This is a genomic window from Micromonospora marincola (assembly GCF_056150385.1).
Genome location: NZ_JAXCFT010000003.1, coordinates 500,026 through 511,546, shown reverse-complemented (window position 1 = coordinate 511,546; position 11,521 = coordinate 500,026). Strand labels below are relative to the sequence as shown.

General features: G+C 74.4%; 12 protein-coding genes. All 12 read left to right on the top strand.

The features are described 5' to 3' along the window. The first annotated feature begins 110 nt into the window (after positions 1-110). Positions 111-1,508, top strand: coding sequence for a class I adenylate-forming enzyme family protein (locus tag SM450_RS10730; protein WP_474619548.1), 1,398 nt, complete (start codon positions 111-113; stop codon positions 1,506-1,508). Positions 1,509-1,721: 213 nt separating this feature from the next. Next, the gene (locus SM450_RS10725) at positions 1,722-1,985 is read left to right on the top strand and encodes an acyl carrier protein (RefSeq protein ID WP_282293718.1); all 264 of its coding nucleotides are present in this window, start codon (positions 1,722-1,724) and stop codon (positions 1,983-1,985) included. Next, a complete protein-coding gene (locus SM450_RS10720; RefSeq protein ID WP_474619547.1) occupies positions 1,985-2,230 on the top strand; it encodes an acyl carrier protein in 246 nt (81 codons plus the stop codon). Before SM450_RS10725 ends, SM450_RS10720 begins: the two co-directional genes overlap by 1 nt. Continuing rightward, positions 2,223-3,353 carry a beta-ketoacyl-[acyl-carrier-protein] synthase family protein gene (locus SM450_RS10715; protein ID WP_474619546.1) on the top strand — a complete coding sequence of 377 codons (1,131 nt, stop codon included), beginning with the start codon at positions 2,223-2,225 and terminating at the stop codon, positions 3,351-3,353. The genes SM450_RS10720 and SM450_RS10715 overlap by 8 nt, the downstream gene beginning before the upstream one ends. After that, positions 3,350-3,853, top strand: a complete 504-nt coding sequence (locus SM450_RS10710) for a beta-ketoacyl synthase chain length factor (RefSeq protein ID WP_474619545.1) — start codon at positions 3,350-3,352, stop codon at positions 3,851-3,853. The genes SM450_RS10715 and SM450_RS10710 overlap by 4 nt, the downstream gene beginning before the upstream one ends. Then, entirely contained in the window at positions 3,850-5,466 is a 1,617-nt protein-coding gene (locus SM450_RS10705) for a class I adenylate-forming enzyme family protein (RefSeq protein ID WP_474619544.1), read from the top strand. Before SM450_RS10710 ends, SM450_RS10705 begins: the two co-directional genes overlap by 4 nt. Then, positions 5,463-6,704: a beta-ketoacyl-[acyl-carrier-protein] synthase family protein gene (locus SM450_RS10700; protein WP_474619543.1), complete on the top strand. Its 1,242-nt coding sequence runs from the start codon at positions 5,463-5,465 to the stop codon at positions 6,702-6,704. Before SM450_RS10705 ends, SM450_RS10700 begins: the two co-directional genes overlap by 4 nt. A 60-nt stretch (positions 6,705-6,764) precedes the next feature. Next, a complete protein-coding gene (gene hppD, locus SM450_RS10695) occupies positions 6,765-7,862 on the top strand; it encodes a 4-hydroxyphenylpyruvate dioxygenase (protein WP_474619542.1) in 1,098 nt (365 codons plus the stop codon). 4 nt (positions 7,863-7,866) lie between these two features. Continuing rightward, a complete protein-coding gene (locus SM450_RS10690) occupies positions 7,867-8,790 on the top strand; it encodes a phytanoyl-CoA dioxygenase family protein (protein WP_474619541.1) in 924 nt (307 codons plus the stop codon). Positions 8,791-8,793: 3 nt separating this feature from the next. Further along, the gene (locus SM450_RS10685; protein ID WP_474619540.1) at positions 8,794-9,591 is read left to right on the top strand and encodes a DUF3050 domain-containing protein; all 798 of its coding nucleotides are present in this window, start codon (positions 8,794-8,796) and stop codon (positions 9,589-9,591) included. Further along, on the top strand, positions 9,588-10,559 hold the full coding sequence (locus tag SM450_RS10680) for a thiamine pyrophosphate-dependent dehydrogenase E1 component subunit alpha (RefSeq protein WP_474619539.1): 972 nt from the start codon (positions 9,588-9,590) through the stop codon (positions 10,557-10,559). Before SM450_RS10685 ends, SM450_RS10680 begins: the two co-directional genes overlap by 4 nt. Continuing rightward, positions 10,559-11,521: an alpha-ketoacid dehydrogenase subunit beta gene (locus tag SM450_RS10675; protein WP_474619538.1), complete on the top strand. Its 963-nt coding sequence runs from the start codon at positions 10,559-10,561 to the stop codon at positions 11,519-11,521. The genes SM450_RS10680 and SM450_RS10675 overlap by 1 nt, the downstream gene beginning before the upstream one ends.

Genomic DNA, 11,521 nt, shown 5'->3' with positions numbered 1-11,521 from the left:
CCATTTGCATCTGGCGATGCTGGTGGGCCCGTCGTAGGGTTCCGTCAGCACTGCGAAGGGCGGACCTCCGGGCGGATCTCGCCCACTTCTAGGCTGGGCGGTGGCGGGTCGTGGCTGCACATCCCGTGGCGGACAATGCTGCGTCGACGACGGCGGACTGGGTGGACGACATCCTGTTGGCCGGGCGCGACACGGACGTCTGCCTGCGCCTGCCCGAACCGGTCGACCGGGGCACGCTGCGCCGGCTGGTCGGCGAGGCGCAGGACCGGCTGACCGACGCCGGGCTGCGTCGCGGCGGAGCCGCCGCGCTGCGCCTGCCGCCGTCGGTCGCGTACGTGGCGCACCTGCTTGCGACCTGGCGCGCCGGCGCGCAGGCGGTGCTGCTCGACCACCGGCTCACCGACCACGAGGTCGACCGGGCGCTGCACCGGCTCACCCCGCAGGTGGTGGTCGCGCCGGTGCGCACCGGCGGCGGCGCGCTGCGCGTCTTCGTCGACGTCACCGCCGGGGTCAGCGCCTGGTCCGACCGGCCGGCCGGCAGCCCGCACGCGGTGATCCAGCTCAGCTCCGGCTCCACCGGGCCGTCCAAGGTGATCGGCCGCACCGCCGAGGACCTGGTCGCCGAGGTGCGCCGCTACACCGAGATCGACGGGGTGGCCCGGCCCGGCGAGCGGATCATCCTGCTACCCAGCATGGTGCACGTGCTCGGCCTGGTCGGCGGCCTGCTCTACGGGCTGCACGCCGGGGTCGAGCTGTGCCCGCCGGAACGACTCACCGGCGACGCGGTGCTCGCCGCCGTGGCCGCGCAGGACACCCCGGCCACCGTGCTCGGCGTGCCGTTCCACATCGGGCTGCTCGCCTCCACCGCGCCCACCGGGCCGCTGCCCCAGCTCACGCGCATGACCACCGGCGGTGAGCTGGTGCCCGCCGCGGTCGCCCGGGCGTTCACCGACCGCTACGGCGTTCCGCTGGGAAACATGTACGGGATGACCGAGGTCGGCGTCATCGGCACCGACCTGCACGGGCGGCACCGGCCCGCCATCGCCCCCGCCCCCGGCATCCGGGTCCGGGCCCAGGACGGCGAGCTGTGGGTGAGCTGCCCGGCCAACCCGTACGTCGGGCTCGCCGACCCGACCCGCTGGGCCGACGGCTGGCTGCACACCCGCGACGCCGGCCGGGTCGACACGGACACCGGGCTGGTGACCATCGCCGGCCGGCTCGACTCGCAGGTGTCGGTGGGCGGCCTGAAGGTCGACCTGACCGAGGTGGAGGCAACCGTCGCCGGGCTGTCCGGGGTCACCGCCGCGGTGGTGGTCTGGGACGACGGGATCAGCGCCTACGTGCAGACCGACGGCACGCTCACCGAGGACACGCTTGACGCGCTGATCGCCGAGCGGCTGGCCGGTTTCAAACGGCCCCGCACGCTGCGCCTGCTCGACCGGTTGCCGCGCACCACCACCGGCAAGCTGGTCCGCTCCGCCCCGGCGCTGCGGGACGCGGCATCGTGACCGGCCCGCTGCGCGAGCACGACCGCCACCGGGCGCCCGCCGGGCGTCCGGCCCACCCCGACCCCCACCCCGGGCCGGCCGGGCGGCGCGCCACCCGCGCGCCGGATCCGCCGCCGCGTCAGCTCCCGCCGCACGCCGCGGGCACGGCCGGTCCGGAAGGACACGGTGTCCCGACCGGGCACCGGTAACTGGTACCGAAATGAGGTCACACCCATGCGCGACGAGGTCCGCACCTTCGTCATCGAGCAGCTCACCGACATGAACTACGACGTCGACGGGGTCGACGACGGCACCACCCTCGGTCCCTCCGGCGTCGACCTGGAGTCGCTGGCCCTGGCCGACCTCGCCGTCCGGGTCGAGGACCGCTACGGGCTGAAGTTCGCCGACGACGAGTCGGAGAAGCTGGCGTTGATGACGGTCGGCGAGTTCACCACGATGGTGGCCGACCGGGCGGCCACGAACAGCGACCCCTCCTGATGCCCGGTCAGCCCGACCTGGGGCGAGCTGACCTGGTGACCATGCTCGCCGAACTGACCGCGAAGCCTGTCGACGCGGTGCCGGACCGGCTCGGCTCGATGGAGCTGGCCTGGCTGGTGCACCTCGTCGAGCAACGCTACGACCGCCGGCTGGACCTGACCGACGACCAACTCGCCGGCATCCGCACCGTCGACGACGCGTTGACGGTGTTCCAGACCTCGCTCACCGCTCCCGCAGATGGCTGAGCGGGAGACCGTACGGATCACCGGCACGCACGCGGCAAGCGCCCTGGGCAGGGGCGCCGACGCGCTGCTGGCCGGGGTGCTCACCGGCGCCCCGGCGTTCAGCCCGGTGCGCCGTTTCGACACCACCGGCCGCCGGGTCACCGTGGCCGCCACCCTGCCGGAGACCGACACGCTCGCCGGGGAACTGGCCGACGCCGTCGACCACGCCGGCCGGGACGCCGGGCTGAACCGGGCCGACCGGGCGGGCACGGCGCTGTTCCTGGCCACCCACGGCGGGCCGCGCTCGCTGCCCGTACCGTCGGGGGTGGACGAGCCGACGGTGCCGGCGCTCGCCTGTCACCTGGCCGCGCGCTGCGGCCTCGGCGGGCCCACCCGGGTCTACACCACCGCCTGCGTCTCGGCGAGCACCGCCGTGGCCGACGCCGCCGCGCTGATCCGCCGGGGTGACACCGAGCGGGTCGTGGTCGCGGCCGGCTACCTGGTCGAACCCGACCAGTACGCGCTCTTCGACGCCGGCCGGGCGCTCGCCGCCGACGGCGCGGTACGCCCGTTCAGCGCCGGCCGCAAGGGTCTGCTGCTCGGCGACGGGGTCGCCGCGGTGGTGCTGGAGTCGGCAGGCGTCGCCGCCCGACGGGGCGCGGAGCCGGTGGCCACGGTCGCCGGCTGGGGCCGGGCCGGGGACGCCTACCATCCGTGCCAGCCGCACCCGGGCGGGGACGGGCTGGCCCGGGCGGTCGATGCGGCGCTGCGCCGCGCCGGGCTGCCCCCGGCCGCGGTCGGCTACGTCAACGCCAACGCCACCGGCACCCCGTTCAGCGACGCCGCCGAGGCGAAGGCGTTGACCCGGGTCTTCGGCGACCTCGCCGGGCGGCTGCCGGTCAGCTCCACCAAGTCGGTGCACGGGCACGCGCTTGAGGCGTCCGGCCTGCTCGAACTGGTGGTCACCGTGCTGGCGCTGCGGCACGGCAAGCTGCCGCCCACCGCCGGCTGGCTGGCCCCCGACCCGGACTGCCCGGTGGACGTGATCCGCGACGCCCCCCGCCCGGTGGCCACCGGCCACGCGCTGACGCTCAACGCCGCCTTCGGCGGCGCGAACACCGCACTCCTGGTCGGTGCCCCGTGACCCCGTCAGTGCTGGCCGAGGCGCGGTGGCCCGAGGACGGGGACGCGGCGGCGCCGGCCCTGCCGGGGTTCGTGCACTCGGCGTTCGCGCCGCTGGTGGCGGCCGTCGCCGAGCGGTGCCTCACCCGGCGGTACGGCGGCGGGCCGCTGCCGGCCGGCAACCGGACGGCGGTGGTGCTGGTAAGCGCGGGCGGGGACACGGCCGGCGCGGCACACGTCCGGGCCACAGTGGCGGCCGGTGGGCGGGTCGGCCCGCTGTTCTTCTTCCAGTCGGTGCCGAACAGCGTGGCCGGGCACGTCGCGGCGCGCTGGGGACTGGACGGGCCGGTGGTGTGCCTGAGCCCGACCGGCGAGCCGCGGGCCGAGGGGGAGGCCGAGGCGGACCTGCTGTGCCACGACGGCGACGCCGCGCAGGCGTTGCTGATCCTGATCGATCTGGCACCGGACGGCACGTCGGGCGAGGCGAGCGCGGTGCTGCTGGGGGAGGAGACACGTCAATGAGGACGAGGGGACTACGCGGCGCGCTTGCCGCCGACACCGAACTGGGCGCGGGCAACGTGCTCGCCCGGGTGCTGGCCCACGGCGTCGACCCGGACGGGCCGGGGATCACGTTCGACACCGAGGTCGACGGCCACCCGGCCGAGACCCCGCTGACCCTGGGCGCGCTCGACCGGATGGTCGCCGCCCGGGCGGCCTGGCTGCACGAACGGGGGGTGAAGCCGCGCGACCCGGTGGCCGTGTGGGCCGGCTCGGCCGCCGACATGGTGCTGTCGTTCCTGGCGCTGACCCGTCTCGGCGCCATCCCCGCGCTGATGAACGGCAGGCTGCGCCCGGAGATCGCCGCCGAGTACATCCGCCGGCTGCGCGCCGTCGGGGTGCTCGCCGACGCGGCGCACGCCGCCGCGCTCGCCGGGCACGACCCGGGCGCCCCGCTGCTCGGCGAGCCGGCGGCGGCCGGCGCCGGGGACCCGGCCGCCGCGCCCGCGCACTACCGGCACCACCCGGACGACCCGATCGTCATCACCCACACCTCCGGCACCACCGGCGTGCCGAAGGCGGTGCTGCACTCGCACGCCAGCCTCTTCGCCGCCACCCGGCACCTGCTGTCCATGCCGCAGGCGCAGGGCACCAGCCGGATCCTCAACGCGCTGCCCGCCCCGCACACCGCCACCGTTCTCATGGTCAACCAGGCGCTCGGCAACCGGGCGGAGATCTACCTGCTCTCCGAGCAGGGCGGCGAACGGGTGCTCGACGCGATCCAGCGGTGGCGCCCGGACGGCGTCTTCGGTTTCTCGGTGACCTGGGCCGAGCTGGCCCGCTTCGACCTGTCCGGCTACGACCTGGACTCGGTGCGGCTGTGGTTCAACACCGGCGACTGCTCGCACGAGCCGCACGTGCGTCGGCTGGTCGCGGCCGGCTCGCGGGACGTGGTGACCCGCGGCGGCGTGACCCGGGTGCCCGGCTCGGTCTTCATCGACGGGCTCGGCTCCAGCGAGATGGGGCACTCGATGTTCCACATCACGCACACCGTCGACACCTCCCGCTACGGCCGCTGCGTCGGCCGCCCGTACCGGTTCGCGACGGTCGCGGTCCTCGACGCCGAGTGCAACGAGCTGCCGGCCGGGCAGGTCGGCTGGCTGGGCATCGACTCGCCGTCGCTGTTCCGCGGCTACTGGAACGACTCGGTCACCACCTACCGGTACCGGCTGCGCGGCTGGTACCTCACCGGCGACCTGGTGTACGCCGACGACGACGGCCGTTACTACCACCTGGACCGGGCGGTCGACTCGGTCGAGGTCGGCGGCGGGAAGCGTTTCTTCACCGCGTTGTCCGAGGAGCGGATCCTCGCCGCCTGCGCCGACGTGACCGACTGCACGGTGGTGATCGTCAAGGAGCGCGACACGGTGACCACAGACGTGCTGCTGGAACTGGCCGCCGGTGCCGACCCGGCCGAGGACCGCACCGCGCGCATCCGCGCCGCGCTCGGCCCGGACGTGGCCGCCACGCTGCGCCGGGTGGTGCCGGTACGCGCCGACGACATCCCGGTCACCGTGACCGGCAAGGTCCGCAAGGTGGCGCTGCGCGAGCGCTACCTGTCCGAGGCGCCGTCATGACCGCGCTGATCACCGGCATGGGCCTGTTCACGCCGGCCGGTCGGGGCGTCACGGCGACATTCGACGCGTTGCTCACCGGCCGCTCCGGGCTCAGCCGTCCCCCGGAGGGGCACCCGGCGCGGGACAGCCTGGAGGTGGCCGGGGTGCTGCCGGAGATCGACCCGCGCAGCGTCGCCTCCGGACCGGAGACCAAGGTGCTCGACCGGGTCGTGCTGCTCGCCCTGCTCACCGCCGCCGAGGCGCTCGCCGACGCCGGCATCCAGGTGGGGCGCGACGTCGACCCGGAGCGGATCGCGGTGATCGTCGGCGGGGTCGGCGGGATGTCGACGCTTGAACGCCAGATCGTGGCCCGCGCCGACCGGGGCCGGGCGGCGGTCAGCCCGTACCTGCTCACCGGGATCCTGCCGAACATGCCCTCGGCGCGCATCGCCATCGCGCACGGCATCCGCGGCTACAGCTCGGCGGTCGGCACGGCCTGCGCCTCCGGCGCCCAGGCGGTCGCCGACGGGGTACGCCTCATCCGCGCCGGCGAGGCCGACGTGGTGGTCTGCGGGGCGAGCGAGGCGCCGCTGTTCGGCACGTTCGCCGACACCTTCACCAACGCCCGGGCGCTGGCCCGGGGCTGGGACGAACCCACCGAGGCGAGCCGCCCGTTCGACAAGCGGCGCAACGGGTTCGTGCTCTCCGAGGGCGCGGCGCTGCTGGTGCTGGAACGGGACGGGCACGCCGCCGCCCGGGGCGTGACCGGCTACGCCGCGGTCGCCGGCTACGGGACGAACTCCGACGCGTACCACCCGACCGCGCCGCGCCCCGACGGCGCCGGCGCCGCCGCGTGCATGCGCAAGGCCCTCGCGGCCGGCGGGATCGGACCGGCCGACGTCGGCTACGTGAACGCGCACGGCACCGGCACCAAGCTCGGCGACGTCGCCGAGACCACCGCGCTGGCCGAGGTGTTCGGCGTCGGCGGGGTGCCGGTCAGCTCCACCAAGGCGCTCACCGGGCACCTGCTCGGCGCGTCCGGGGTGCTGGAGGCCGCGGCCACCGCGCTGGCGCTGCGCCGCGGCCTGCTCCCGCCCACGTACCACCTGGACGACCCGGACCCGGAGTGCGAGGCGGACCACGTCCGCGCCGTGCCCCGGCCCACCCGGACCGACCACGCGCTGACGAACTCGTTCGGGTTCGGCGGCCAGAACGTCAGCCTGCTGCTGCGCCGGGTCGCCACCCCGGCGCCGGGCTGACCGGACTCCACCACCGGGCGAGGTGCCCGGTCCGCGATCACGGGGGAAGAGGGGAAGCCCATGCACGTCAACGGCATAGACCATCTGGAGCTGTACGTGGGGGACGCCCGGCAGGCGGCCTTCTACTTCGACACCGCGGTCGGCTTCCGGCTGCACGGCCAGGGCGGACCGGAGACCGGGCTGGCCGGGCAGCGGTCGTTGCTGCTGGCCCAGGCCGGCATCCGGCTGCTGCTGACCACCGGGCTGTCGGCCGAGCACCCGGCCGCCACCTATGTGCACCGGCACGGTGACGGCATCGCCGTGGTCGCGCTCGCGGTGGACGACGCCGCCGGGGCGTACGCGGAGCTTGTCGAACGGGGCGCGACGGAGGTGACGCCGCCGCGCGCCTACACCGGCGCGGACGCCGAGGTGGTGGTCGCCGAGGTCGGCGGCTTCGGCGACGTGCTGCACCGCCTCGTCGAGCGGCGCGGCGACCCGAGCGTGTTCCTGCCCGGCGCGATCGAGCCGGTGCCGGTCGCGGACGGTGACGCGCTGCTGGCCGAGGTGGACCACCTGGCCGTGTGCGTGCCGCCCGGGCAGCTCGACGCCACCGTGGCGCACTACGAGAAGGTGTTCGGCTTCGCCGAGATCTTCGCCGAGCACATCGAGGTCGCCGGGCAGGCGATGAACTCCAAGGTGGTGCAGAACTCGTCCGGTCAGGTCACCCTGGTGCTGCTGGAGCCGGACACCGGCGCCCGACCCGGGCAGATCGAGGACTTCCTGCGCTGGCACGCCGGGGCCGGCGTGCAGCACCTCGGGCTGCGCACCGACGACATCGTCACCACGGTCGGCGCGCTCACCGGCCGGGGGGTGCGGTTCGCCCGCACGCCCGGCGCCTACTACGACGACCTGGAGCAACGGGTCGGGCGACTGGACGCGCCTGTGGACCGGCTGCGCGAGCTGAGCATCCTGGTCGACTCCGACCACGACGGCCAGCTCCTGCAGATCTTCACCGAGTCGATGCACGTGCGCCGCACGCTCTTCCTCGAGGTGATCGAGCGGCGCGGGGCGCGCACCTTCGGCAGCGGCAACATCAAGGCCCTCTACGAGGCCAAGGAACGCGAGCTGGCCGCGGCGGGGGCGACCCCCGCCGTCGCGGCCGGAGGGTTGGAGGGGTAGGCCCATGACCACCATCGATCCCGGGCTGACCGCCGAGGAGGAGGCGCTGCTGCCCTCCGACGACGACGTCCGGCACTACGCCGAACACGGCTGGTACCTGTCGAAGAAGCTACTCACCGACGACGAGGTGGACGACCTCGTCGCCGCGACCGACAGCTACTACGCCGGGGAACGCGACAGGCGGCTGCCGGCGCGCCCACCGAAGCTCGCCTACTGGGAGCCGTCGAAGGGCGACGTGCAGCGGCACAACGACTACGTCCACCACGAGCACGACGGCATCGCCCGGATCCTGCGCAAGCCGCTTATCGGCGCGGTCGCCGCCCGGCTCGCCCGGGCCACCGAGATCCGGATCTTCCAGTCCACGCTGATCTGGAAGCCGCCGATCGCCGGGGAACCGTCGAACATCGTGCCCTGGCACTTCGACAAGCACTACTGGGCGTCCTCGTCGTCGGAGGACATGCTCACCGCGTTCATCCCGTTCCACGACTGCGGCACGGAGATGGGCACCATCACCATGGTGGACGGCTCGCACCGGTGGCGGGAGATCGGCGCGGACGACACGGTGGTGCGGCACTTCGCCGACCGGGACCGCGACCAGCTCGAGGCGATGCTTGCCGAGAACGCGGCGTACAACCACGCCGAGATCCGCAAGGTCCCGATGGTGATCCCGAAGGGGCACATGAGTTTCCACCACTGCCGCACCTACCACGGCAGCGGCGCGAACGTCAGCGGGCGGCCCCGCCGGGCGATCTCGCTGCACCTGCAGGACGGCGCGAACGCCTGGCGGGAGTATCCGCTCTCCGACGGCACGCGCGCCGCGTACAACCACGACGTGCTGGTCCGCCGCACCCACGAGGGCCGGCCGGACTACGCGGACCCCGACTACTGCCCGGTCATCTGGCGCGACCGCGCCCAGCAGGGAGGCTGACAAATGTCACGGTACGACTGGGGAAAGACGCACCCGGGCATCGAGCGGCTGGAGCGGGCGGTGACCGAGCGCCGCGACGTGGTGGTCAAGCACCCGCTCTACGCCAATCTGGACACGCACGAGGCGCTCGTCACCTTCATGGAGCATCACGTCTTCGCGGTCTGGGACTTCATGTCCCTGCTGAAGTCGTTGCAACGCCAGCTCACCTGCGTCACCGTGCCGTGGATCCCGACCGGCCCGACCGGCAGCCGCCGCCTGATCAACGACATCGTGATGGTGGAGGAGAGCGACGAGCTGGGCGCCGGCTACATCAGCCACTTCGAGCTGTACGTCAACGGCATGACCGAGGCCGGCGCCGACACCACCGCTGTGAACAGCCTGGTCGACCTGCTGCGCGCCGGCCGGCCGGTCACCGAGGCGCTCGGCGCGGCCGGCGTGCCGGCGGCCTCGGCGGCCTTCGCCGGCACCACCTGGCGGATCATCGAGACCACCCCGGTGCACTGCCAGGCGGCGGCGTTCGCGTTCGGCCGGGAGGACCTCATCCCGGAGATGTTCACCCAGGTCGTCGCCGTCAACGAGCGCAGCAACCGGTTGAACACGTTCGTCGACTACCTGGAGCGGCACATCGAGGTCGACGGCGAGCAGCACACCCCGATGGCCATGCAGATGCTCGCCGACCTGTGCGGCGACGACGACACGAAGTGGCAGGAGTGCGCGGACACGGTGAACGACGCGCTCGCCGCCCGCGCCCGGCTCTGGGACGACATCCTCGCCGCGATCAAGGAGGGTCGTCCGGCGTGACCGGATCCGACCCGGTCGCGCTCTACCGGACGGTCCGGCTGATCCGCCGCTTCGAGGAGCGCGCGATCGAGCTTGTCGACGCCGGGGAGATCGTCGGCGGCATCCACCCCTACCTCGGCCAGGAGGGGATCGCCGCCGGGGTCTGCGCGGCGCTGCGCGCCGACGACCTGGTCACCGGCACCCACCGGGGGCACGGCCACGTGCTCGCCAAGGGCGCCGACCCGGCCCGGATGCTCGCCGAGCTGTGCGGCCGGGTCACCGGGCTCAACCGGGGCCGGGGCGGGTCGATGCACGCCGCCGACTTCGGCGTCGGGGTGCTCGGCGCCAACGCCATCGTCGGGGCCGCCGGCGCGATCCTCACCGGTGCGGTGTGGGAGCGCCGGCGGCGCGGCGCCGACGTGGTCGGCGCGACGTTCTTCGGCGACGGCGCGGTCAACGAGGGAATGTTGCTGGAGGCGTTCAACCTGGCCGCGCTCTGGCGGGTACCGGTGCTGTTCGTCTGCGAGAACAACGGCTACGCCACCACCATGCCGGTCGCCGGCGCGGTCGCCGGCACCATCGCTGGGCGGGCCGCCGCGTTCGGCCTGCCGGCGACCGCCGTCGACGGTCAGGACCCGGAGACGGTACGCGCGGCGAGCGCCGCCGCCGTCGCGCGGATGCGCGCCGGCGGCGGCCCGGAGCTGATCGAGGCGCACACCTACCGGTTCGACGCCCACCACACCTTCGAACACCGGGTACGCCTCGACTACCGGCCGCCGGAGGAGGTGGCCGCCGGGCGGTCCCGGGACCCGGTCGACATCCAGGGCGCGCGGCTCGATCCGGCGGTGCGGGCCGAGGTCGACGCCACCGTCGAGGCGGTGCTGTCCGCCGCCGTCGACTTCGCGCTCGCCGGCCCGCACCCGGACCCGGCGACCGCCCTGGACCACCTGTACGCCAGCGGGCTGACCGCCCGGACCGGAGGTGGCTGATGCCCCGGCTCTCCTACCGCCGGGCGTTGACCCGGGCGCTCGCCGACGAGATGACCCGCGACGAGTCGGTCCTGGTGCTCGGCGAGGACATCCGGGTGGCCGCGGCGAACGTCACCACCGGCCTGCTGAAGAAGTTCGGCCCGGAGCGGGTCCGGGACACCCCGCTGTCGGAGCAGGCGTTCACCAGCTTCGCCACCGGCGCGGCGCTGGCCGGAGCCCGTCCGGTGGTGGAGTTCCAGATCCCGTCGCTGCTGTTCCTGGTCTTCGAGCAGATCGTCAACCACGCGCACAAGTTCCCGCTGATGACCGGCGGCCAGTGCGCGGTGCCGGTCACCTACCTGGTGCCCGGCTCCGGCTCCCGCACCGGCTGGGCCGGGCAGCACTCCGATCACCCGTACGCGCTGTTCGCCCACGCCGGGGTGACCACAGTGGTGCCGGCCACCCCGGCCGACGCGTACGGGCTGCTGGTCTCCGCGATCCGCTGCGACGACCCGGTGGTGGTCTTCGCCCCGGCCGGGGCGCTGGACCTGCGGGAGGACGTGACCGACCCGGCGCCGGTGCCGCTGGGCCGGGGCGTGGTGCGCCGGACGGGCGACGACGTGACAGTGGTCGCCGTCGGGCACCTGGTGCACGACGCGCTCGCGGTCGCCGACGAACTGGCCGGCCAGGCGGCGGTGGAGGTCTTCGACCCCCGCACGCTCTACCCGTTCGACTGGGACGGGCTTGTCGACTCGGTGCGCCGCACCGGGCGACTCGTCGTGGTCGACGACGGCAACCGCTCCTGCGGGATCGCCGGGGAGATCATCGCGACCGTGGTGGAGCGGGTCCGGCTGGCTGCCCCGCCCCGGCGCGTCACCCGGCCCGACGGCGCGGTGCTGCCCTTCGCGCCGGCCCTGGACCGGGCCGTGCAACCCGGCCGGGACCAGCTCACCGCCGCCATCCAACTGACCCTCAAGGACTGA

Bases quoted from the DNA above. Each gene is read 5' to 3' on its own strand.
- SM450_RS10715 (WP_474619546.1), top strand. From the start codon at position 2,223: ATGGCTGAGCGGGAGACCGTACGGATCACCGGCACGCACGCGGCAAGC.
- SM450_RS10725 (WP_282293718.1), top strand. From the start codon at position 1,722: ATGCGCGACGAGGTCCGCACCTTCGTCATCGAGCAGCTCACCGACATG.
- hppD (WP_474619542.1), top strand. From the start codon at position 6,765: ATGCACGTCAACGGCATAGACCATCTGGAGCTGTACGTGGGGGACGCC.
- SM450_RS10705 (WP_474619544.1), top strand. From the start codon at position 3,850: ATGAGGACGAGGGGACTACGCGGCGCGCTTGCCGCCGACACCGAACTG.
- SM450_RS10685 (WP_474619540.1), top strand. From the start codon at position 8,794: ATGTCACGGTACGACTGGGGAAAGACGCACCCGGGCATCGAGCGGCTG.
- SM450_RS10700 (WP_474619543.1), top strand. From the start codon at position 5,463: ATGACCGCGCTGATCACCGGCATGGGCCTGTTCACGCCGGCCGGTCGG.
- SM450_RS10690 (WP_474619541.1), top strand. From the start codon at position 7,867: ATGACCACCATCGATCCCGGGCTGACCGCCGAGGAGGAGGCGCTGCTG.
- SM450_RS10720 (WP_474619547.1), top strand. From the start codon at position 1,985: ATGCCCGGTCAGCCCGACCTGGGGCGAGCTGACCTGGTGACCATGCTC.
- SM450_RS10675 (WP_474619538.1), top strand. From the start codon at position 10,559: ATGCCCCGGCTCTCCTACCGCCGGGCGTTGACCCGGGCGCTCGCCGAC.